This window comes from Paracoccus sp. NFXS7 (assembly GCF_040148865.1).
Lineage (GTDB): Bacteria > Pseudomonadota > Alphaproteobacteria > Rhodobacterales > Rhodobacteraceae > Paracoccus > Paracoccus marcusii.
The window spans coordinates 417,238-438,470 of the sequence record NZ_JAKEKV010000001.1; the positions used below are offsets into that span (position 1 = coordinate 417,238).

Consider the following 21,233-nt stretch of genomic DNA (forward strand, 5'->3'; position numbering starts at 1 on the left):
AGGATGGATCACATGATTACCCGCACCGGATCGGCTGAATGGACTGGCGGCCTGAAAGAGGGCAAGGGCCAGGTCTCGACCAAGTCGGGCGCGCTGTCGGCGCAGCCCTACGGCTTCAACACCCGCTTCGAGGACAAGCCCGGCACCAACCCCGAGGAACTGATCGGCGCCGCGCATGCGTCGTGCTTCTCGATGGCACTGGCGATGATGCTGGAGCAGGAAGGCATCTCGGGCGTGTCGATCAAGACGAAGTCCGATATCTCGATGGACAAGGAAGGCGACGGTTTCGCGGTCAAGAAGGCCCACCTGACCACGACCATCACCGCTGATGCGGACCAGGCGAAGATCCTCGAAGTCGCCGAAAAGGCCAAGGAAGGCTGCCCGATCAGCAAGCTGCTGAATGCCGAAATCACGATGGACGCGTCGGTTTCCTGATGCGCGTCCGGGTCGGTCACGAGTTCCGTATCAAGGTCGAGCAGCCGACCCCCCTCATCTGCCTTGTGGCCCCCGAGGCGACACGGCACGACGATTTCACAGCCCCCGAACAGGTCACGACCGTTCCTCATGTCGACGTGCATGAGTACCGCGACCTGTTCGGAAACATCTGCCGCCGCATGGTTGCCCCTGCAGGCGAATTTGTCCTTCGCGGGGATGTCACCCTGAATGACGATGAAATGTGGGACGATGTCGATTTCGCGGCCCAGGAAACGCGGGTAGAGGATCTGCCCGACGATGCGCTGATCTACCTGATGGCGTCCCGCTATGTCGAAAGCGACGTCCTGTCCCAGCAGGCCTGGGACCTGTTCGGTCATCTGCAACCGGGCTGGGGCCGTGTCCAGGCGGTGCTGGACCATGGTCACAAGGTGCTGACATTCGACTATGGCACGGCGTCGGTCTTTCGCACTGCCCATGATGCCAGCAAGGGCGGCATGGCCGTCTGCCGCGATTTCGCACACCTGGCGCTGGCCTATCTGCGGGCGCTGAACATCCCGGCCCGCTATGTGAACGGCTATGTCGGCGATATCGGCGTGCCCAAGGTCGACGCGCCGATGGATTTCGCCGCCTGGATCGAGGTCTACCTATCTGGCCGCTGGTGGACCTTCGACCCGCGCAACAACGAACGCCGCCTTGGCCGCGTCGTCGTCGCACGGGGCCGCGATGCGGCCGATGTGGCGATGCTGGCCAGCTTTGGCCCGCATCAGCTGCTGGACTTCACCGTCTGGTGCCACCCGGTCGACGAGACCGGGCAGGAGTTGGACGGCATGGCCTTCGGTCAGGAGACGCGGCGCTAGACCATCATCTCCTTGGTCGCGGTCAGCCTCAGGTCCGGGTGATCGCGACCGATCCGGTCGATGTCCCATTGCAGGCGGGTCAGATAGACCAGATCGCCATCATGGTCATGGGCCAGATGCGCCTTGTTCGTTTCGGCAAAGGCTTCGACCACCGATTTGGCGCCACTGACCCAACGGGCGCTGGTGAACTGGCTGCCCTCGAACCGCACCGGGATGCCGTATTCCAGCTCGATCCGGCTGGCCAGCACCTCGAACTGCAGCGCGCCCACGACGCCCACGATGAAGCCCGATCCGATCGCGGGCTTGAAGACCTTGGCGGCCCCCTCCTCGGCGAACTGCATCAGCGCCTTTTCCAGGTGCTTGGCCTTCATCGGGTCCGTCGCGCGCACCGTCTGCAGCAGCTCGGGCGCAAATGACGGGATGCCCGTGAAACGCAGCGTCTCTCCCTCGGTCAGGGCGTCGCCGATGCGCAGTTGGCCGTGGTTCGGAATGCCGATGATGTCGCCGGCCCAGGCCTCCTCGGCCAGTTCGCGGTCGGCGGCTAGGAACAGGACCGGGTTCGACACGGCCATCGGTTTCTTCGTACGGACGTGGACCATCTTCATGCCACGTTCGAAATGCCCCGATGCCAGCCGAACGAAAGCCACGCGGTCGCGGTGCTTGGGGTCCATGTTGGCCTGAACCTTGAACACGAAGCCGGTCACGGTGTTCTCGTCCGGGGAAATCTCGCGCTCGGCACTATTCTGGGGCTGCGGCGGCGGGCCATAGGTGCTGATGCCCTGCATCAACTCCTGCACGCCAAAGCTGTTGATCGCGCTGCCGAACCAGATGGGCGTCATGTGCCCCTCCAAGAACGACCGATGGTCGAATGTCGGCAGCAGCTCGCGGGCCATCTCGACCTCCTCGCGCAGCTTGGCCAACAGGTCGGCGGGAACGTGATCGGCCAGCCGCGGGTCGTCCAGCCCCTTCATCGAGATCGACTGCGCCACCTTGTTGCGGTCGGCCCGGTCCATCAGCTCCAGCCGGTCGCCCAGCATGTCATAGCAGCCGATGAACTCTCGCCCCACGCCGATCGGCCAGGATGCCGGCGCCACGTCGATGGCCAGGTTCTCCTGGATCTCGTCGATGATCTCGAACGTGTCACGGGATTCGCGGTCCATCTTGTTGCAGAAGGTCAGGATCGGCAGGTCGCGCAGGCGGCAGACCTCGAACAGCTTGCGGGTTTGCGATTCGACACCCTTGGCCCCGTCGATGACCATGATCGCCGCATCCACCGCGGTCAGCGTGCGATAGGTATCTTCGGAAAAGTCGCTGTGGCCCGGCGTATCCACCAGGTTGAAGCGATGTCCGTCAAAATCGAACGACATCGCCGACGCGGACACCGAGATGCCGCGATCCTGCTCCATCTTCATGAAATCTGATCGCGTGCGCCGCGCCTCGCCCTTTGCGCGAACCTGCCCGGCCATCTGGATGGCGCCACCGTACAGCAGGAACTTCTCTGTCAGCGTTGTCTTGCCGGCATCGGGATGCGAGATGATCGCAAAGGTCCGGCGGCGGGCGATTTCGGGTGGAAGCTGGGGGCGGTTTGTCATGCCGCCGCTTTATCCTGCGCGCGCGTCCGACGCAATTCCCGGCATCATGCCGCCAATGGCGCGAATTGTCTGCATCCGGTTCTTGAACCCGCGCGTCCTTGTCGCATGATCAACCGCGAAACGGACGAGGGCGCAGATGGACGGATCATGGGACCAATTGATGCGGCTGCTGTCCAACCGCGGCCTTGAATGGCTGCGCCAGCGCATCATGGCCCTGCCCGATCCCTGCCCGCTGGATCATCCCGACATCGGCGCGCTGGCGCTGGTGGGACAGATCGCGCCGGTGCTGTCGGGCCTGCGCGGGCGCATCTCGCCGATCGAGGTGATCGTGCTGCGTCGCCTGACGCCCGATCTGGTTCGCCAGGGCGCCTTGCGCGTTCTTGACGGCGCGCGGGACGATGCGCTGGTTCGCCTGACGCTGGCGGGCGGTCTGGTCGGCCAGACCGACCCCCTGTGGCAACTGGCCTGCGAGGCGCTGGCCGACGACCCCGCCCTGCCCCTGCCGCACAGGTTAGCGCTGTCCGACGACCCCGTCCTGTTGGCAGAGGCCGAGGCCGTGCTGACAACGCTCCCGGCCTCGATCACCCCCGATCACGTGGCACAGGTGGCGCAGCTGCTGAAGCAGCTTTATCATCATGGCGCGCGGCGTCCCCGCCTGTCCCACCCGCGCGCCTATACGCTGATCTTCGACCACCTGAGAATGCTGGCAACCTGGGCACAGGGCGCGGGATGCACGGGGTCGGTTGCCCGGATCGCGTTTTGCCTGCGGCTGCTGGACGACGACCACCCGGTGGCGGACATGCTGTCCGACCTGATCCAGGTCCAGCGACCCGACGGATCATTTCCCGTCAGGCTGGGTTTTGCCACCGCGGACCAGACATTCGCGGATGCGGTCCAGCCGACGGTCCATGTGGCGATGGCGCTGCACATGGCGGCGTGGAAACGCTGGCGCGGTCCCGCGCCCGTCTGGCTGCAGCCCCATCCCGTCCAGACCACCGCCCGCCAGCTGGCCGACCGGATCGCCGCGATGGACATCCCCAAGGCGCAGGCCCTGCACGCGGCAACCAGCCTGACCCGCGCGACCGGAGAGAACTGGTTCGCCCGCCTGTCCCCCTCGCGCCAGGCGATGCCCGATGACCTGACCCGATTGGGGCGCATCTGCTTTCGCGACGCGGTCGCGGCCCGGCATCTGCGCGCATGGCTTGGCCTGACGCGTCACGGTGACCGCCCCTCCGGCCTGGACGGACCCGAGGCCGCATGGCTGACCGGGCGCATCGTGGCCATCGCGACCCCCCTGCCGGATGCCGTGATGCGGCTGTGGGACCGCGCCGCGCTGGCCGGTGACGTCGCGGCCTTCACCGACTGCGCCCGCATCGCGCAGCATCACGCGGACGGCCCGGCCAGCCCCGCAGTCCGCGCCATGACCCGCCGCCTGTGCGTCGAGGCGCTGACGCAGGATGCGCCCCTGCCCCGGATGCTGGACAGCCTGGATCGCCTGACCCTGCTGTCCCGCCTGTTCGAACCGGAAGCCAAGGAAGTGGCCGCCGCCTGATCGGGTCAGAACAACCCCTCGACCTGTCCCAGATCGTCCAGCCGGATGACCTCGGCTGCGGGATGGCGCGGCAGGCCCGGCATGGTCATGATCTGCCCGCAGATCGCCACGACAAAGCCCGCGCCCGCGTTCAGCCGCACCTCTCGCACCGGTATGACATGCCCGGTGGGCGCGCCGCGCAGGTCCGGATCGGTCGAAAAACTGTACTGCGTCTTGGCGATGCAGACCGGCATATGCCCATGGCCCGCCGCCTGCCAGGCGGCCAGTTGATCCAGGACGCCGGGACCGGGTTCGACCCGCGCGGCGCGGTGGATATGGGTGCAGACCGTCTGGATCTTGTCCCACAGCGGCATCGCGTCGGGGTAAAGCGGCGCGAATGCCGCAGGCTGTTCCGCCAGGGCGACGACCGCGCGGGCCAGATCCTCGGCACCGGCGCCACCCATGGCCCAGTGCCGCGCCAGGATGGCCTGCACCCCCTGTTCGGCGCAGTAGTCCTGCAGGGCCGCGATCTCGGCCGGGGTGTCGCCATCGAAATGGTTCAACGCCACGACGACCGGCAGGCCAAAGCTGCGGATGTTCTCGATGTGCCGGCCCAGATTGGCGCAGCCCGCGGTGACCGCCGCGACGTCTTCCGCCGCCAGATCGGCCTTGGCCACGCCGCCGTTCATCTTCAGCGCCCGCACCGTGGCCACCAGCACGACGGCCGCCGGCGCAAGCCCCGCAAGGCGGCACTTGATGTTCAGGAACTTCTCGGCCCCCAGATCGGCGCCGAAGCCCGCCTCGGTCACCACGTAATCGGACAGGCGCAGGGCGGCGCGGGTCGCGATGACGCTGTTGCAGCCATGGGCGATATTGGCGAAGGGGCCGCCGTGCACCAGCGCTGGGTTGTTCTCCAGCGTCTGGACCAGGTTCGGCTGCAAGGCGTCCTTCAGAAGGACGGTCATCGCGCCATCTGCCTGCAGATCGCGCGCGGTGACGGGTTGGCGGTCGCGGGTATAGCCCACGACGATCCGGCCAAGCCGGTCCTGCAGATCGGCCAGATCGCGCGACAGGCACAGGATCGCCATTACCTCGGACGCGACGGTGATGTCGAAACCGGTCTGGCGCGAAAACCCGTTCGCCGGACCGCCCAGCCCCACGACCACATCGCGCAGCGCGCGGTCGTTCATGTCCATGACCCGCCGCCAGGTGATGCGGCGCGTGTCCAGGTCAAGCGCATTGCCCCAGTGGATGTGGTTGTCGATCATCGCGGCCAGCAGATTGTGGGCCGAGGTGATGGCGTGGAAATCGCCGGTGAAATGAAGGTTCATCTCCTCCATCGGCACGATTTGCGCGCGCCCGCCCCCGGCCGCCCCGCCCTTCATGCCGAAGTTCGGGCCAAGGCTGGCCTCGCGGATGCAGATGGTGGCGCGGTGGCCAATCCGGTTCAGGGCATCGCCCAAGCCCACGGTCGTTGTGGTCTTGCCCTCTCCCGCAGGGGTCGGGTTGATGGCGGTGACCAGGATCAGGCGGCCTTCGGGGCCGGTCAGACCGGCCAGCGCGTCATGCGTGATCTTGGCCTTGTCATGGCCATAGGGCAAAATCTGGTCGGGGGTCAGACCAAGACGGGCGGCGATGTCGTTGATCGGCCGCTTGGTCGCGGCGCGCGCGATCTGAAGGTCGGTCTGCATGTCCTAGCGCACCACCATGACCGAGACCGGCGAATGGCGCACGACGGCGTTGGCATCGCGGCTGACCAGGATGCTGCGCAGCTCGTCCGGCTTGTCGCTGGCCATCACGATCAGGTCCGCCTTGTGCCGGGCCGCGGCCTTGAGGATCGTCTCGGCCACATGCCCGTGGCCGACATGCACCTGCACGCGCGACTGGTCGGGGAAATGCTGGCTGGCGAAATCGTCCAGCGCGCCCTTCATCTTCTGCAGGGCCTTCTGTTCGTACCCCTTGGGCAGGAAGGTCGCCACCATCGAGCTGCCGAAATCATGCACGATCCCCAGCAGGTGGATCACGCCCTCGTCCCCCGCCAGCCGCATCGCGGCCGGCAGGGCCTTTTCCCAGCTTTCGGGATGCTGAAGGTCGATCGGCAGCAGCACGACGTCATGCATGGCGCGGTCCTTTCACGGGCTGGGGGCGCGTCTCGCGCCGACGCTGCGACCAGATCACCAGCCCCATCAGCAGGAAGGCCGGGATATAGATCCAGTACCGCGACGGCGCTGCCGCCGGGGCGTTCACGGCAAGCACGGTCTGATCCCAGTCCAGCCCCGCCGCCTGCGCCGGGCTGTCGAACGCCACGTTATCGATCAGCGTGCGATCACCGTCCTGGATCAGGGTGATGCCGGCGGCCTCCAGCCGTTCCTCTCCGGTGGCGCCTTCGGGGACGGGCAGCAGGGCCGTGAACTCAACGGGGTTGCCGATGTCGTTCAGCCCGGCGATGCGCAGGCGCAGGCCGTCGCCGACCTCGCTGTCCTCCAGCGCCTGGACCAGTTCCGCGCCCGAACGCTCCTCGAACGGCGGGAAGACGTAGCCCCAGAAGAAGCCGGGCCGGAAGATGGTAAAGGCGATCACCAGCAGCAGGACCGTCTCCCACAGCTTGCTGCGGACCAGGAACCAGCCCTGGGTCGCGGCCGCGAACAGCAGCATCGCGATGGTCGCCGTGATGAAGACGAAGATCCCCTGCCCCCAGCCCACGTCGATCAGCAGCAGATCGGTGTTGAAGATGAACAGGAACGGCAGGACCGCCGTGCGCATGCTGTAGCCGAAGGCGACGACCCCGGTCTTGATCGGATCGCCCCCCGACACGGCCGCCGCGGCAAAGGATGCAAGGCCCACGGGCGGGGTCACGTCGGCCATGATGCCGAAGTAAAACACGAACAGGTGCACCGCGATCAGCGGCACGATCAGCCCGTTCTGCTGACCAAGCGTCACGATGACCGGCGCCAGCAGTGCCGAGACGACGATATAGTTCGCCGTCGTCGGCAGACCCATCCCCAGGATCAGCGACAGGACCGCGGTCAGGCCAAGGATGGCCAGCAGATGGCCGCCCGACAGGACCTCGACCACTTCGGCCAGGGCCGATCCGACGCCGGTCTGACTGACCGCGCCCACGATGATGCCCGCGGTCGCCGTGGCGATGCCGATGCCGATCATGTTGCGTGCGCCCGAGATAAGCCCGTCCACCAGATCGTCGAACCCGGCACGCAATGCGCGCCCGGTGCGGGCGTTTCCGGTGCGGTCGGACCCGCGCAGCAGCACCATCAGCGGTCGCTGCGTCAGCAGGATGAAGATCATGTAGGCGGTGGCCCAGAAGGCCGACAGGCCCGGCGACAGGCGGTCGACCATCAGCGCCCAGACCAGCACGACCACCGGCAGGATGAAGTGCAGACCCGACCGGACCGTCGGCCCCGGCAGCGGCAGTTCCGTCACCGGCGCGTTGGGATCGTCGATCTGCAGCGGCTCCTCGCGCGAGGCGACCCACAGCAGGCCGACATAGGCCGCCGTCAGGACGGCAAAGACCACGTAGGGGGCGGCCGCACCGAATGCGGGCCGGATCCAGCCCATCAGGTAATAGACCGCCAGCGACAGCGCGCAGATGCCCGCGATAAGGAAGGCCGCGAACATCAGCCGGCGCAGCAGCGGCGGCGGCGTATAGGCACGTGGCAGGCCCTGCATCCCGGCCTTCATGGCCTCCAGATGCACGATATAGACCAGTGCGATATAGCTGATCGTGGCGGGCAGAAACGCGTGCTTGACGACGTCGAAATAGGGAATGCCCACATACTCGACCATCAGGAAGGCTGCGGCGCCCATGACGGGTGGCATGATCTGGCCGTTGACCGACGACGCGGTTTCGACCGCCCCGGCCTTTTCGCTGGAAAAGCCCACCTTCTTCATCAGCGGGATGGTGAAGGTGCCGGTGGTGACCACGTTGGCGATGGACGAGCCCGAGATCAGGCCGGTCATGGCGCTGCTGACGACGGCGGCCTTGGCAGGCCCGCCGCGCAGGTGGCCCATCAGCGAAAAGGCGACCTGGATGAAATAGTTGCCCGCGCCCGCCTTGTCCAACAGCGCGCCGAACAGCACGAACAGGAACACGAAGCTGGTCGACACCCCAAGGGCGATGCCGAACACGCCTTCGGTCGTGACCCACTGGTGGTTGGCGACCTCGGCCAGCGAATTGCCGCGATGCGCGATGATCGACGGCATATAGGGGCCCAGGAAGGTATAGGCCAGAAACACCGTGGCGACGATCATCAGGGCCGGCCCAAGGCTGCGGCGCGTGGCCTCCAGCAGCAGCAGGATGCCCACGACCGCCACGATCAGGTCCGTGGTGATCGGCGCGCCGACCCGGCGGCCAAGCGCGTCGCTGTTGATAAAGACGTACATGGTGACGACCACGCCGGCCAGCGCCAGCAGCCATTCCCATGGCGGAACGCGGGTCTTGGGGCTGCCCAGCAGCACGGCCGCCACGACGCCAGCCCCGGCCAGTGCCAGCCACCACAGCGGCATCGCGGCGGGCGCGCCATAAATGAACAGCCCGGACAGGATCACCGGAACCGACACACCAAGGGCCAGCTGGAAAGGCGACTTTTCAGCAGGATAGGCCATGAAAGCCAGAAACAGCGCGAAGGCCAGATGGACCGCGCGGGCATCCGTGGCGCTGATGATGGCAAAGTTCAGCATGAAGGGCAGCGGCGAGGCGATCCACAGCTGGAACAGCGACCAGCACAGGGCCACCCCCAGGATCAGCTTGCCCACGAAACCCGGCGGAGTGCGCGCGCCCGTGTCCGACGAGGCGACCAGTTCGTCCAGTTCCTCCTGGGTCAGGGCGCCGTGGCCCGACGCCTGCATCTCGACCGCGCTGGCCTGCTGCTGGCGTTCCCTGGTCTTGTCGTCGTCGCTCATCACGGCACCCCCTGCGATGCATCTTGTTGTTCGTTGGTCATGATGAAGGGCGGCCCGATGGGGCCGCCCCGGTCAGGCCTGGATTACTGGATCCAGCCCTGTTCGCGATAGTAGCGCTCGGCACCGGGGTGCAGGGGCGCGCTGTTGCCATCGGCGATCATCTCCTCGGGGGTCAGCGAGGCGAAGGCCGGGTGCAGGCCCTTGAAGCGATCGAAGTTGTCGAAGACCGCCTTGACGACCTGGTACACCGTCTCGTCCGGGATCGCGGCCGAGGTCACGAAGGTCGCCTTGACGCCGAAGGTCTCGGTGTCGTCGTCGTTGCCGGCATACATGCCGCCGGGGATCACGACCTTTGAGTAGAACGGATTGTCCGCGATCAGCTTGTCGATCGCCTCGCCGGACACGTCGACCAGGGTCGCGTCCACGGTCGAGGTCGCCTCCTGGATCGAACCGTTGGGATGGCCCACGGTATAGCTGATGGCATCGACCTGGTTGTCGCCCAGGGCAGCCGACTGTTCGGCGGGGCGCAGTTCCGACGACAGCGCAAAGTCGTCCATGCTCATGCCCATGGCTTCCAGGACGACCTCGAACGTGCCGCGCGATCCGGAACCGGGGTTGCCGACGTTCACGCGCTTGCCCGCCAGGTCGGTAAAGGTCTCGACGCCGCTGTCGGCACGGGCCACGACGGTGAAGGGCTCGGGGTGGACGGCGAACACGGCGCGCAGGTCGGTGAATGCATCGCCCTCATAGTCCGAGCTGCCGTTATAGGCGTGGAACTGCCAGTCGGACTGGGCCACGCCCATCGTCATGCCGCCGGACCGGATCTGGTTGATGTTGTCGATGGATCCACCGGTCGCGGGCGCGGTGCAGCGCAGGCCAGTGGTCGCCGTGTCGCGGTTCACCAGGCGGCAGATCGACTGACCCACGACGTAATAGACGCCCGTCTGGCCGCCGGTACCGATGGTGATGAACTGTTCTTCCTGCGCCATCAGCGGCGTGGCACCCAGTGCCATGGCGGTGCTCAGCAGGATCGGTTTCAATTTACCCATGTCGGCGTCTCCCTAACGATGATTGGCGGGAAGGCATGACAGGCGCGTTCCCGCTGGATGGTCTTATCGTCACGGATGCGTGTGCGAAACACAAGCCCGCACGGCCACAAAGCGTCCCGGGCGTGGACCTGGCCTTGATCAGCCCAGCAGGGTCGCCACCCGGTCCCGCAGCACGGGCAGCAGGTCGGTCGCGAACCACGGATTGGCGCGCAGCCATCCGGTGTTGCGCCAGCTGGGATGGGGCAGCGGAAACACCGCGGGCGCATGGGTGCGCCAGTCCCGGACGGTCTGCGTCACGTTGCGCCCGCCCAGATGCCACCGCATCGCATGCCCGCCGACCAGCAGGGTCAGCTGCGGGTTCAGCTGGTCCATCACCTGCCGCCGCCACGTCGCCGCGCAGATGGGCGGGGGCGGCAGGTCCGACCCCTTGGCGTCGTAACCCGGAAAGCAGAAGGCCATCGGCACGATCGAGATCCGGTCGCGGTCATAGAAGGTGTCCGGCTCCACCCCCATCCAGTCGCGCAGCCTGTCGCCGGAACGGTCGGTGAAGGGCCGCCCGCTGTCATGGACCCGCGCGCCCGGCGCCTGCCCCACGATCAGGATCCGCGTTCCCGGCCGGAACCAGACCACCGGTCGGGGCGCATGGCGCGTGGCGGTCACGGCAAAGCGGTCCGCGCACAGCCTGCAGGCACGGATACGGTCGGCCAATGGGGCGTCGTGATCATACATGCGTCGCATTTATGGCGAAATTGCGGCGATATAAGGCTGGTCAGATCACAAATTATCGGGCCCGATGGCAAGACTGGACACCCCGTCCGCCCCACCCTAATGTCGCCTTGGCAGTCGAGGCACCCGGCATGGCACGCCTCGTGCCGAAACGCGTTGGTATAACAAGGCCATGCTTGAATTCGACAATGTGTCCAAATCCTTCTGGACCGGCAAGCAGCACAAGATCATCCTCGAGCAGGCCTCGTTCAGGGTCGAGCTGGGGCAATCGCTTGGCATCCTGGCCCCCAACGGCACCGGCAAGACCACCCTGGTGAACATGATGTGCGGGCTGGAAAAGCCCGACGAAGGCAAGATCCGCCGCGAATGCCGCATCTCGTTTCCCCTGGGGTTCATGGGTGGCTTGGTCACGCGCCACACCGGCAACGAGAACGCGCGTTACATCGCGCGCATCTATGGGCTGGACCCCGATTACGTCGCGGCCTTCACGCGGTGGCTGTGCGACATTCACGAATATTTTGACATGCCGGTCGGCACCTATTCCACGGGCATGCGGCAACGGTTCAACTTCTCGCTGCTGCTGGCGCTGGATTTCGACATCTACCTGATCGACGAGGGCATGCCCCAGACCACGGATGTGGAATTCAATCGCAAGGCCGGTCGCGTCCTGTTCGAGCGGCTTCAGACCGCGACCACGGTGATCGTGTCCCACCAGCCCAGCACGATCGAGAAGTTCTGCAACCGCGCCGCGATCCTGCGTGATGGCAGGTTGTATCTGTTCGAGACCCTCGACGAGGCCAAGCAATATTATGACTACACCTCCTAAAGCGCGCCGGTACAACACGCAGGCGATGGCCTCGATCACGCCCCAGACGCCCCCGCCGGCAGAACCGACCGCATCGGACAGCCCCGCGCCGCCCCGGTTGGAGGTCGCGCGCCGCAGCGATGCCCCCGCCTCTGACGCGTCCGAACGCCAGGCGCGGCTGGAACGGTTCCTGGCCACCGAACCGATCGACGACGGCCTGGGTGATTTTCGCCTGACCAAGCCCGCAGCGCCGTCCCCCGAAAAGGACATGCCGGCCGCACCCTCTGCGGATTCTGGCGACATGGAGGCGCGACTGGCCGCCATCCGCGCGGAGAAGCTGACCGAACGCCAGCTGCGCATCGCCAAGCGCATCGCCGCCCTGCACCAGATCGAGGTTTCCTCGGCCGAGGAGGCCGTGCTGCGTCTGCGCGAGCGGGGGATCGATCCGTCCCACCGCACCGCCGTCGGCAGCATCCTGTCGTCGGAGGGCACGCGCGCGCAGGCCGCCCCCTCGCCCAACGCGCCCGCCGTGCGGCAGGCCCCCGTGCCGTCGATCCTGCCCGACCGCAGCCCGGCGCCCCCCGGCCGCCCCGCCCTGCCGTCCCGCGAAGAACTGACCGAGGAAAAGCGCGCCGCCGAAATCTATCGCATCCAGCGCGACCTGGCCCGCCGCCGCCGCCGCCGCATGGCAATGCTGGCGATGCGGCTGGCGCTGTTCGTGTTCCTGCCGACCGCACTGGTCGGCATCTATTACGGCCGCTATGCCTCTCCGCTTTACGCCACGGTGTCGCAGTTCCAGATCCAGTCGGCCGAAAGCGGATCCGGCGCCAGCGGGCTCAGCGGGATGCTGGGCGGGTCGGGGTTGGGCACCAACCAGGACGCGGTCGCGGTGCAAAGCTATCTGACATCGCGCGACGCGATGCTGCGGCTGGACGAGGATCTGGGCTTCCGGCGCGCCTTCCAGGACCCGTCGGTCGATGCGATCAAGCGCCTGCCCGAGGATGCCACGAACGAGGCCACGTTCAGCCTGTACAAGGATTCCGTCAAGATCGGCTATGACCCGACCGAAGGCGTGCTGAACATGGAGGTCATCGCGCCCGACCCGCAGCTGAGCGAACAGTTCTCGCGCGCGCTGATTTCCTATGCGGAACAGCTTGTTGACGCCCTGACCTCACGCATGCGCTCCGACCAGATGGACGGCGCGCGCGAGACCTATCAGGACGCCGAGGAGAAGATGCTGGCCGCCCAGCTTCGCGTCCAGGAGTTGCAGGAGAGGCTGGGCGTCCTGGACCCCGTCGCGGAAAGCGGCGTGGTCATGGCGCAGGTCAGCATGCTGGAGGGCCAACTGGCCGAAAAGCAGCTGGAACTGGGCCAGTTGCAGTCGAATGCCCGCCCCCTGCAAAGCCGCGTCGATGCGGTGGAGGGCGACATCGCCCGCCTGCGCGACCTGATCACGCAGACCCGCCAGCAGCTGACGCAGGGCAACGACACACGCAACTCTCTGGCCGCCATCGGCGGAGAGCTGCGCGTCGCCGAGGCCGAGATGCTGACGCGCCAGGAAATGCTGGCCGCCGCCGCCGCCCAGATGGAAACCGCGCGCATCGAGGCGAACAAGCAGGTCCGCTATCTGTCGCTGTCCATCGCGCCCATTCCGCCGGATGAGGCGACCTATCCCCGCGCGTTCCAGAACACCCTGGTGGCATTCCTGGTGTTTTCGGGTATCTATCTGATGCTGTCGCTGACGGCCTCCATCCTACGCGAACAGGTATCGACATGACGACTGCCAAGCATATCCCCATCGGTTCGATCACTTGCGGCAACGACCTGCCGCTGACGGTGATCGCCGGACCCTGCCAGCTGGAAAGCCTGGACCACGCGCTGATGATCGCCGAAGTGATGGCCAAGGCCTGTACCGATGCCGGGGCGTCCTTTGTCTTCAAGGCCAGCTATGACAAGGCGAACCGCACCTCTTTGTCGGGTCGCCGGGGCTTAGGCATCGACGAGGGGCTGGAGATCCTGGCCGCGGTCCGCGAAAGGTTCGGCTGCCCCGTGCTGACCGACATCCATGACGCGGACCAGGCGGTGCGCGCCGCGCAGGTGGTCGACGTGATCCAGATCCCCGCCTTTCTGTGCCGCCAGACCGACCTGTTGCTGACTGCGGGCCGCACCGGCGCGGTGGTCAACATCAAGAAGGGTCAGTTCCTGGCCCCCTGGGACATGCCCAACGTCGCGGACAAGGTCGCCTCGACCGGGAACAGTAACATCCTGCTGACCGAACGCGGGGCCAGCTTCGGCTATAACACGTTGGTGGCCGACATGCGGTCGCTGCCGATCATGGCGCGCACCGGCTATCCGGTGATCATGGACGCGACCCATTCGGTCCAGCAGCCGGGCGGTCAGGGCGGCAGTTCTGGCGGACAACGTGAATTCGCCCCGGTCATGGCACGGGCCGCTGTGGCCCTGGGCGTGGCCGGCGTCTTCATCGAAACGCACGAAGCCCCAGACACCGCGCCGTCCGACGGGCCGAACATGATCCCGCTGGACCGTATGCCCGCGCTGATCGCATCGCTGATGGCCTTCGACCGGCTGGCAAAGGCCGACCCGCTCCCGGCATGATCCGCGTTCTGCTGATCCTGTTGGCGCTGGCGGCCCCCGTGGCCGCCCAGGTCGCCGATCCGTCAGCACCGTCGACGCCAAGCGGCGCGATCTCCACACAGGACAATCGGGCGACCGACCTGGCAATCCTGTCGAGGATTTCCAGCATCCTCGCGCAAGTCCCTGAATTCGATGGCGTCCGTGCCAGTGTCGATGCGGGGATCGTGACCCTTGTCGGCGAGGTGACCGAACAACAGACCATTTCGCGCCTTGAATCGCTGCTGGCACGTGTCGAGGGGGTCGTCGCGATCGAGGATCGGGTGACCCTGTCCACCGACCTGGGCACGCGGCTGGTTTCGGTCCGCGATAGGTTTCAGTCCCGCCTGACCGCTGTTATCGCGGGACTGCCCTTCATGGCACTGGGCTTGGCCGTGGGGGCGATAATCGTGCTGGCCGGCGGCTGGCTGTCGCGGCGGGAACGAACCCTGTCGGGGATCGCACCGAACCCGTTCATCGCCGGGTTTCTGGCACAAACGATCCGGCTAACCGCATGGATCGTGGCGCTTGTCGTGGCGCTGGACCTGATGGGTGCGCGGGCGCTGTTGGGGACATTGCTGGGTGCGGCGGGCATCTTCGGCCTGTCGCTGTCCTTTGCCGCCCGCGACACGATCGAAGGATTCGTGGCCACGATGCTGCTGTCGCTGCGCCAACCCTTCAACCCGAACGACCTGATCGAGGTGAACGGCCTGCGCGGTCGGGTGATCCGCCTGACCAGTCGCGGCACCACCCTGCTGACGCTGGACGGCAATCATATCCGCATCCCGAACCAGATCATCTACAAGGCCGTTCTAACCAATTACACGCGCAACCCCGAACGCCGGTTCATGGTCGACCTGACCATCGACCCTGGCGCCGATCTGGGCCGCGCGCGCGATCTGGTGCTCAGGGCGCTGGCGGGGATGGATTTCGTGCTGAAGCGTCCCGAACCCGTCGCCTGGCTGGATGCCCAGGGGCCGGATCACGTTGTCATCCGCGCCGGGGGGTGGGTCTCGCAGGACGGCACCGATTTCGACCTGGCGCGCGGAGAGGCGTTTCGCCTGCTGCGCCATGCGCTGGACAGCAAGGGCTATCTGGTGCCGGAACCCGTCCACCGCATCCGCCTGGAACAGCCCGAGGCGGAGGCGCGTCCAAGCCCTGCCCGCCCCTCACGCCCCGCCGATGCGCGCCTGTCCGACCTGAACCCCGACGCCGCGTTCGAGGAGATGGTCGAACGGGGTCGTATCGATGACGGGCGCGACCTGCTCAGCCCGACGCCACGGACCTAGGCGGCGCGCCCGGCGGCATCCGCTGACGCCCAGGCCCACTGAAAATTATAGCCGCCCAGCCACCCCGTCACGTCGACGCATTCGCCGATGAACGCCAGACCGGGTACTTGGCGCGCCTGCATGGTCCGCGCGTCCAGATCGCGGGTATCCACGCCGCCCAAGGTGACTTCGGCGGTGCGATAGCCTTCGGTCCCCACGGGTCGGACCTGCCACCGGTTCACGCGCGCGCCCAGCGCGTCCAGCCGGGCGTTCGGCTGATCGGCCAGCCGCGCCTGTGCCAAGCCCGCGTCCGCCGCCACGGATTGGGCAAGGCGTTCCGGCAGCATCTGGGCCAGGATGGTCGCCACCTGCGCCTTGCCGCCGCGTGCGGCCTTCAGGTCGGCGGCGATGTCGCGGTCGGGCGCAAGATCGATCGTCAGCACCTCGCCCGCCTGCCAGAAGCTTGAGATCTGCAGGATCACCGGGCCGCTCAGCCCGCGATGCGTGAACAGCAGCGCATCGCGAAAGCTGCCCCTGCCATGCGTGATCCGCGCCTCGACCGACAGTCCGGCCAGCGGACGGCACAGCGCCAGATCCTGTTCCGCAAAGGTCAGCGGCACCAGCGCGGGCCGCGTTTCGACAAGACGCAGCCCGAACTGGCGCGCCAGATCATAGCCTAGCCCCGTCGCGCCGATCTTGGGAATCGACTTGCCGCCCGTCGCCACAACGACCCGTCCCGTGCTGATCGGCCCGCCGGAGCTCGCGACCACGAACTGATCACCATCCTGGCTGACGCCGTCGATGCGCGTGCCAAGGCGCAGGTCCGCCCCAGCCATGCGGTCCAGCAGCATGTCGGTGATCTGCGTGGCCTTGCCGTCGCAGAACAACTGGCCTTGGGTCTTTTCGTGCCAAGCGATTCCCGCCCCGTCGACCAGATCGACAAAGGCCTGCGGACGATACCGCGCCAACGCACTGGCTGCGAAGCGCGGGTTGTCCGACAGGAAACGGTCCGGCCCGGTCGCGAGGTTGGTGAAATTGCACCGCCCGCCGCCGGAAATGCGGATCTTTTCGGCGGGCGTCGGCGCATGATCCAGCACCACGACCCGCCTGCCCTGCGCGACGGCAGAGCCTGCGCAGAACAATCCGGCCGCCCCGGCCCCCAGAATGACGATATCGGCGTGTTCCATGGCGCGTCGATACCGGGGCTTTGGGACGGGGGCAAGATTTCTGCATTTTTCGTCTTGCACCCATCTGCGGGCTTGGGTAATCACCCTCCACAGTTGGGGCGTGGCCAAGTGGTAAGGCATCGGTTTTTGGTACCGTGTACCGTAGGTTCGAATCCTACCGCCCCAGCCAATATCCAGAAAGTCGAATGATCAGCCGTACTTGGCGGCCATACATGATGTCGCCTACGCTGACATGATGCTGCGCACGGCCTCTGCGGCCAAGGGTGCGTTGCGGCGGCGGAACTCCTCCGGATCCCATTCCGACAGCGATCCGGCGATGTGGATCGCCGCGATCGGGCGGCCCGATGCGTCCGGGATCGCCACGCCAAGGGCCACCTCTCCCATCAGGATCTGCTCCAGCGCCAGCGCGTGGCCGGCCTCTCGCGCCAGCGCGACCTGATCGCGGATCGCGTGGGGATCGGTCAGGGTCCGGGGCGTCAGCGGCCGAAGACTGGCCTGGTCCAGGATCTGGTCGACCTCGGTCGGGGGCAGCATCGCCATGACGGCCCAACCGCCCGACGTGCAGGTCGTGGGCACGCTGTTGCCCACCAAAGTCGCAAAGAACGTCTCGCGCTTGCTTTGCATCCGGGCGGCATAGACCATGCGCTGACCATCGAACAGTGACAGGTCGACCCGTTCGCGGACGTTGCGACGCAGGTCCAGCAGGATCGGACTGGCGCGACGTACCAGCGGGTTCAGGCGCAGATAGTCGTGCGTCAGGTCCAGGATCGGCAGGTCCAGACGAAAGCCGCGACCATCCTCGGCCAACGTCAGATAGCCCAGCGTGCGAAAGGTGTGCACCAGACGCTGCGCCGCGCTGCGCGTCAGCCCGGTCCGCGTGGCGATCTGGCCAAGCGACAGTGCCCCGTCGGCATCGCGAAACGCTTCCAGAACGCTCATTCCGCGGGCAAGGGATTGGACGAACAAGGCATTCTCTGCCTGCGGACCGTCCGGATCGTGATTCTTGCGCTGCATGCAATCTCCGACATTGACATGATCAATTTTGGGTTAATACACTCGTGATACAATGCAACTGTATCGGAAGACAATACATTGCTGACCCAGACGATTCCTGCCCGTCCTTTGCGGATCGCCCTTGCGGGCTTCGTTCATGAGAGCAATTCCTTTGCCCCAAGCCCCGCCGACATGGCGGCCTTTGAACAGGGCGGCGGCTATCTGCCTCTGTGCCGCGGGGCGCAGATCATCGATCGGGCGCGGGACGTGAACCTGCCGATCGCCGGCGTCATCGCGCATGGCGAAAAGCAGGGCTGGCAGATGGTGCCTGTCGTCTGGGCCGGCGCGGTCCCATCCGCGCCGGTGACCGCCGATTGCTACGCCGCCCTGACCGAGGAGATCGTCCAGGGCCTGCGCGATGCGGGGCCACTGGACGGCGTCTTTATGGACCTGCATGGCGCGATGGTGGCCGATGGGGCGCCGGACGGCGAAGGCCTGCTGTTGGAGCGGGTGCGCCAGGCAGTCGGGCCGAATACGCCTGTCGTCGCGGCGCTGGACCTGCACGGCAACATCACGGCGCGGATGGTGGACAATGCCGACCTAATGGTGGGGTTCCGCACCTATCCGCATGTCGACATGGCCCTGACCGGGCATCGTGCGGCTCAGCAACTGGACCGCCTGATGAGCGGCGCGCCCAACGCCAAGGCATTCCGGCAGCTGGATTTTCTGATCCCGATCGCGTGGCAGGCGACCGATGCACAACCCGCAGCCGGGCTTTATGACCGGGTTGCCGCCTGCGACGGTCAGGGCTGTGCGTCGCTGTTCATGGGGTTTCCCGCGGCCGATTTCGCCGACTGCCGCCCCTCGGTCATCGCCTATGCCCAGACGCAGGCACAGGCCGACGCGATGGCCGACGGCCTGGCACAGGCCCTGCGCGAGGCCGAACCCGCGTTCCGCGGCGAATGCCTTAGCCCCGCGGGCGGGGTGGCAGAGGCAATGCGCCGCGCCACCGATCGGCCGGTGATCCTGGTCGACACGCAGGACAATCCCGGCGCAGGCGGCAATTCCGACACGACCGGCATGCTGCGCGCCCTGGTCGAGGCCGATGCCCGGGACGCGGCCATCGGCCTGATCATCGATCCGGAGGCGGCGGCGGCGGCCCATGCCGCGGGGGTGGGCGCGACCATCGATCTGGCCCTAGGCGGTCGGTCCGGCATTCCGGGCGATGCGCCATTTCAGGGCCAATTCACCGTGGACGCGCTGTCCGACGGGGCCTGCCATGCCACGGGCCCGTTCTATGGCGGCGCGCATCTGGCGCTTGGGCCGTCCGCCTGCCTCAGCGTCGGGGGCGTGCGGGTCGCCATCGCGTCGGAAAAGGCGCAGATGGCCGATCGGCAGATGTTCCGCTTCCTGGGGATCGTCCCCGAGGAGCAGGCCATCCTGGTCGTGAAAAGCTCGAACCATTTCCGTGCCGATTTCGCCCCCATCGCGGCGGCGATCCTGACCTGCGCCGCGCCCGGGCCCATGCCCGTCAGCCCGGCCAGCCTGCCCTTTCGCAACCTTGCCCCGGGCATCCGGCTGGAGCCGGGCGGCGCACCCTTCACACCCCCCGCGCAAGGCTGACGCCAAGATCACCCCGCGGACCCGTTCAACAGAGAGGACACCATGCTCAAGAAATTGACTGCCACGCTTCTGGCCTCGACCATGCTGACAGGCGCGGCCTGGGCCGAGACCACCGTCAAGGCCGTGATGCATTCCGGCCTGCGCGTGCTGGACCCCGTGATCACCACCGCCCACATCACGCGCAACCATGCCTACATGATCTACGACGTGCTGATCGCGCAGGATTCCGAATTCCAGCCGCAGCCGCAGATGGCCGACTGGACCATCTCGGACGATCAGCTGACCTATACCTTCACGCTGCGCGACGGGCTGACCTTCCATGACGGCGCGCCGGTGACGGCGGCCGATGCCGTGGCCTCGCTGCAGCGGTGGGGGCAGAAGGACGCGGGCGGACAGGTCATCATGGACCGCACCGCCAGCCTTGAGGCGACCGATGACAAGACGATCACCTGGACGCTGACCGAACCCTTCGTGCCGATGCTGGACGTGCTGTCCAAGCAGTCGGCCCTGCCCCCCTTCATCATGCCCGCCCGCGTGGCCGAGACCTCGGCCGACGAGGCGATCACCGAATATGTGGGCTCGGGGCCGTTCCGCTTTGTCGAGGCGGAGTTCCAGCCGGGGCTGATGGTCGTCTATGAGAAGTTCGACGAATACGTGCCGCGCGACGAACCCGCCGACTGGATGGCCGGCGGCAAGGTCGTCAATGTCGACCGCGTCGAATGGGTCAACATGCCCGACGTCCAGACCGCCGTGAACGCGCTGTCGGGCGGAGAGATCGACTATATAGAGGCGATGCAGGTCGACCTGATCCCGCTGCTGGAGGGTGATCCGAACATCGTCGTCGAAACGCGAGAGCCGACCGGCATGCAGACGATGACGCGGATGAACTTCCTGCACCCGCCTTTCGACAACGTCCAGGTCCGCCAGGCGGCCATCAAGGCGATCACCCAGGAACCGGTCCTGGCCGCGATGGTCGGCAACCCCGAATATTATTCGGTCTGCGGCGCCATCCTGGGCTGCGGCACGCCACTGGAGAACGCCACCGGCACCGAAACCCTGACCCAGGGCGGCGGCGCCGAGGAGGCGCGGGCGCTGCTGGAACAGGCGGGCTATGACGGCACGCCGGTCGTGCTGATGGCACCCACCGACATGGTGGCGCTGGCCACCCAGCCCGTCGTCGTGTCGCAGATGCTGCGCGAGGCCGGGTTCCAGGTCGAGCTGCAGCCAATGGACTGGCAAACGCTGGTCACGCGCCGCGCCAGCCAGGCGGCCCCGGCCGAGGGGGGCTGGAACGTGTTCATCACAAACTGGATGGTGCCGGAGATCTCGAACCCGATCTCGAACCCGATGCTGAACGGACGCGGCGACGACGCTTGGTTCGGCTGGCCGACCGACGAGACCATTGAGGGTCTCAAGGAGGAGTTCATCGACGCCCCCGACGCAGCAGCCCAGGCTGCGGTCGCCGAGAAGATCCAGGCCCATGCCCTTGAGAACGGCCTGCTGATCCCTCTGGGTCAGTACACCCTGCCGCAGGCCCGCCGCACCACGATCACCGAGATGATCAACTCGCCCGTGCCGGTCTTCTGGGGCCTGCAGAAGTCCGAGTGATCGAAAGCAGG

At 66.7% G+C, this 21,233-nt stretch carries 17 protein-coding genes and 1 tRNA gene; 10 read left to right on the forward strand and 8 right to left on the reverse strand.

The window, feature by feature from the left end; all coding sequences use genetic code 11:
- Nucleotides 1–12 precede the first annotated feature (12 nt).
- Complete coding sequence (locus LZ686_RS02125) at nucleotides 13–435, forward strand: OsmC family protein (RefSeq protein ID WP_045999588.1); 423 nt, start codon at nucleotides 13–15, stop codon at nucleotides 433–435.
- A complete protein-coding gene (locus LZ686_RS02130; protein WP_349546847.1) occupies nucleotides 435–1,292 on the forward strand; it encodes a transglutaminase-like domain-containing protein in 858 nt (285 codons plus the stop codon). The genes LZ686_RS02125 and LZ686_RS02130 overlap by 1 nt, the downstream gene beginning before the upstream one ends.
- Here LZ686_RS02130 and LZ686_RS02135 read toward each other — a convergent pair.
- The gene (locus LZ686_RS02135) at nucleotides 1,289–2,884 is read right to left on the reverse strand and encodes a peptide chain release factor 3 (RefSeq protein WP_349546848.1); all 1,596 of its coding nucleotides are present in this window, start codon (nucleotides 2,882–2,884) and stop codon (nucleotides 1,289–1,291) included. The two genes, LZ686_RS02130 and LZ686_RS02135, sit on opposite strands and share 4 nt — an antisense overlap.
- A gap of 160 nt (nucleotides 2,885–3,044) precedes the next feature.
- Between LZ686_RS02135 and LZ686_RS02140 the strand changes: the two genes are divergently transcribed.
- Nucleotides 3,045–4,436, forward strand: coding sequence for a hypothetical protein (locus LZ686_RS02140; protein ID WP_349546849.1), 1,392 nt, complete (start codon nucleotides 3,045–3,047; stop codon nucleotides 4,434–4,436).
- Between the two features lie 5 nt (nucleotides 4,437–4,441).
- Here the strand turns inward: LZ686_RS02140 and LZ686_RS02145 are convergent, their stop codons facing one another.
- From LZ686_RS02145 to LZ686_RS02165, 5 genes are all read right to left on the reverse strand, one after another.
- Entirely contained in the window at nucleotides 4,442–6,106 is a 1,665-nt protein-coding gene (locus tag LZ686_RS02145) for a formate--tetrahydrofolate ligase (RefSeq protein ID WP_349546850.1), read from the reverse strand.
- Between the two features lie 3 nt (nucleotides 6,107–6,109).
- The gene (locus tag LZ686_RS02150) at nucleotides 6,110–6,535 is read right to left on the reverse strand and encodes a universal stress protein (protein ID WP_349546851.1); all 426 of its coding nucleotides are present in this window, start codon (nucleotides 6,533–6,535) and stop codon (nucleotides 6,110–6,112) included.
- Nucleotides 6,528–9,332 carry a TRAP transporter permease gene (locus LZ686_RS02155; RefSeq protein ID WP_127898720.1) on the reverse strand — a complete coding sequence of 935 codons (2,805 nt, stop codon included), beginning with the start codon at nucleotides 9,330–9,332 and terminating at the stop codon, nucleotides 6,528–6,530. The genes LZ686_RS02150 and LZ686_RS02155 overlap by 8 nt, the downstream gene beginning before the upstream one ends.
- 83 nt (nucleotides 9,333–9,415) lie before the next feature.
- Nucleotides 9,416–10,381 carry a TAXI family TRAP transporter solute-binding subunit gene (locus tag LZ686_RS02160; protein ID WP_139085344.1) on the reverse strand — a complete coding sequence of 322 codons (966 nt, stop codon included), beginning with the start codon at nucleotides 10,379–10,381 and terminating at the stop codon, nucleotides 9,416–9,418.
- Nucleotides 10,382–10,519: 138 nt separating this feature from the next.
- Nucleotides 10,520–11,110, reverse strand: a complete 591-nt coding sequence (locus LZ686_RS02165; RefSeq protein ID WP_349546852.1) for a uracil-DNA glycosylase family protein — start codon at nucleotides 11,108–11,110, stop codon at nucleotides 10,520–10,522.
- Between the two features lie 169 nt (nucleotides 11,111–11,279).
- On the opposite strand from LZ686_RS02165, the gene LZ686_RS02170 reads away from it, so the two are divergent.
- The 4 genes from LZ686_RS02170 to LZ686_RS02185 are packed head-to-tail and all read left to right on the forward strand — an operon-like array spanning nucleotide 11,280 to nucleotide 15,832.
- Nucleotides 11,280–11,933 (forward strand): ABC transporter ATP-binding protein, encoded by a 654-nt coding sequence (locus LZ686_RS02170; protein WP_045981699.1) that lies wholly within the window; start codon nucleotides 11,280–11,282, stop codon nucleotides 11,931–11,933.
- A complete protein-coding gene (locus LZ686_RS02175) occupies nucleotides 11,917–13,689 on the forward strand; it encodes a capsule biosynthesis protein (RefSeq protein WP_349546853.1) in 1,773 nt (590 codons plus the stop codon). The genes LZ686_RS02170 and LZ686_RS02175 overlap by 17 nt, the downstream gene beginning before the upstream one ends.
- The gene (kdsA, locus tag LZ686_RS02180; RefSeq protein WP_349546854.1) at nucleotides 13,686–14,528 is read left to right on the forward strand and encodes a 3-deoxy-8-phosphooctulonate synthase; all 843 of its coding nucleotides are present in this window, start codon (nucleotides 13,686–13,688) and stop codon (nucleotides 14,526–14,528) included. The genes LZ686_RS02175 and kdsA overlap by 4 nt, the downstream gene beginning before the upstream one ends.
- Nucleotides 14,525–15,832: a mechanosensitive ion channel domain-containing protein gene (locus LZ686_RS02185; protein WP_349546855.1), complete on the forward strand. Its 1,308-nt coding sequence runs from the start codon at nucleotides 14,525–14,527 to the stop codon at nucleotides 15,830–15,832. The genes kdsA and LZ686_RS02185 overlap by 4 nt, the downstream gene beginning before the upstream one ends.
- Here the strand turns inward: LZ686_RS02185 and LZ686_RS02190 are convergent.
- The gene (locus LZ686_RS02190) at nucleotides 15,829–16,998 is read right to left on the reverse strand and encodes a BaiN/RdsA family NAD(P)/FAD-dependent oxidoreductase (RefSeq protein ID WP_349546856.1); all 1,170 of its coding nucleotides are present in this window, start codon (nucleotides 16,996–16,998) and stop codon (nucleotides 15,829–15,831) included. The genes LZ686_RS02185 and LZ686_RS02190 overlap by 4 nt on opposite strands.
- A gap of 94 nt (nucleotides 16,999–17,092) precedes the next feature.
- Here LZ686_RS02190 and LZ686_RS02195 point away from each other — a divergent pair.
- A tRNA-Gln gene (locus LZ686_RS02195) sits at nucleotides 17,093–17,167 on the forward strand.
- A 53-nt stretch (nucleotides 17,168–17,220) separates the two neighbouring features.
- Here the strand turns inward: LZ686_RS02195 and LZ686_RS02200 are convergent.
- Nucleotides 17,221–18,012: an IclR family transcriptional regulator gene (locus tag LZ686_RS02200; RefSeq protein WP_304613691.1), complete on the reverse strand. Its 792-nt coding sequence runs from the start codon at nucleotides 18,010–18,012 to the stop codon at nucleotides 17,221–17,223.
- A 78-nt stretch (nucleotides 18,013–18,090) separates the two neighbouring features.
- Between LZ686_RS02200 and LZ686_RS02205 the strand changes: the two genes are divergently transcribed.
- Both LZ686_RS02205 and LZ686_RS02210 read left to right on the forward strand, forming a co-directional pair.
- A complete protein-coding gene (locus LZ686_RS02205) occupies nucleotides 18,091–19,614 on the forward strand; it encodes a M81 family metallopeptidase (RefSeq protein ID WP_349546857.1) in 1,524 nt (507 codons plus the stop codon).
- A gap of 42 nt (nucleotides 19,615–19,656) precedes the next feature.
- Nucleotides 19,657–21,222, forward strand: coding sequence for an ABC transporter substrate-binding protein (locus LZ686_RS02210; protein ID WP_127898731.1), 1,566 nt, complete (start codon nucleotides 19,657–19,659; stop codon nucleotides 21,220–21,222).
- Nucleotides 21,223–21,233: the final 11 nt, after the last annotated feature.

What these genes read in the sequence shown, in the direction of transcription:
- LZ686_RS02200 (WP_304613691.1), bottom strand. Translation starts at nt 18,012, where the DNA reads ATGCAGCGCAAGAATCACGATCCGGACGGTCCGCAGGCAGAGAATGCC.
- LZ686_RS02160 (WP_139085344.1), bottom strand. Translation starts at nt 10,381, where the DNA reads ATGGGTAAATTGAAACCGATCCTGCTGAGCACCGCCATGGCACTGGGT.
- LZ686_RS02135 (WP_349546848.1), bottom strand. Translation starts at nt 2,884, where the DNA reads ATGACAAACCGCCCCCAGCTTCCACCCGAAATCGCCCGCCGCCGGACC.
- LZ686_RS02145 (WP_349546850.1), bottom strand. Translation starts at nt 6,106, where the DNA reads ATGCAGACCGACCTTCAGATCGCGCGCGCCGCGACCAAGCGGCCGATC.
- LZ686_RS02170 (WP_045981699.1), top strand. Translation starts at nt 11,280, where the DNA reads ATGCTTGAATTCGACAATGTGTCCAAATCCTTCTGGACCGGCAAGCAG.
- LZ686_RS02165 (WP_349546852.1), bottom strand. Translation starts at nt 11,110, where the DNA reads ATGTATGATCACGACGCCCCATTGGCCGACCGTATCCGTGCCTGCAGG.
- LZ686_RS02140 (WP_349546849.1), top strand. Translation starts at nt 3,045, where the DNA reads ATGCGGCTGCTGTCCAACCGCGGCCTTGAATGGCTGCGCCAGCGCATC.
- LZ686_RS02185 (WP_349546855.1), top strand. Translation starts at nt 14,525, where the DNA reads ATGATCCGCGTTCTGCTGATCCTGTTGGCGCTGGCGGCCCCCGTGGCC.
- LZ686_RS02210 (WP_127898731.1), top strand. Translation starts at nt 19,657, where the DNA reads ATGCTCAAGAAATTGACTGCCACGCTTCTGGCCTCGACCATGCTGACA.
- kdsA (WP_349546854.1), top strand. Translation starts at nt 13,686, where the DNA reads ATGACGACTGCCAAGCATATCCCCATCGGTTCGATCACTTGCGGCAAC.
- LZ686_RS02155 (WP_127898720.1), bottom strand. Translation starts at nt 9,332, where the DNA reads ATGAGCGACGACGACAAGACCAGGGAACGCCAGCAGCAGGCCAGCGCG.
- LZ686_RS02175 (WP_349546853.1), top strand. Translation starts at nt 11,917, where the DNA reads ATGACTACACCTCCTAAAGCGCGCCGGTACAACACGCAGGCGATGGCC.
- LZ686_RS02125 (WP_045999588.1), top strand. Translation starts at nt 13, where the DNA reads ATGATTACCCGCACCGGATCGGCTGAATGGACTGGCGGCCTGAAAGAG.
- LZ686_RS02150 (WP_349546851.1), bottom strand. Translation starts at nt 6,535, where the DNA reads ATGCATGACGTCGTGCTGCTGCCGATCGACCTTCAGCATCCCGAAAGC.
- LZ686_RS02190 (WP_349546856.1), bottom strand. Translation starts at nt 16,998, where the DNA reads ATGGAACACGCCGATATCGTCATTCTGGGGGCCGGGGCGGCCGGATTG.
- LZ686_RS02130 (WP_349546847.1), top strand. Translation starts at nt 435, where the DNA reads ATGCGCGTCCGGGTCGGTCACGAGTTCCGTATCAAGGTCGAGCAGCCG.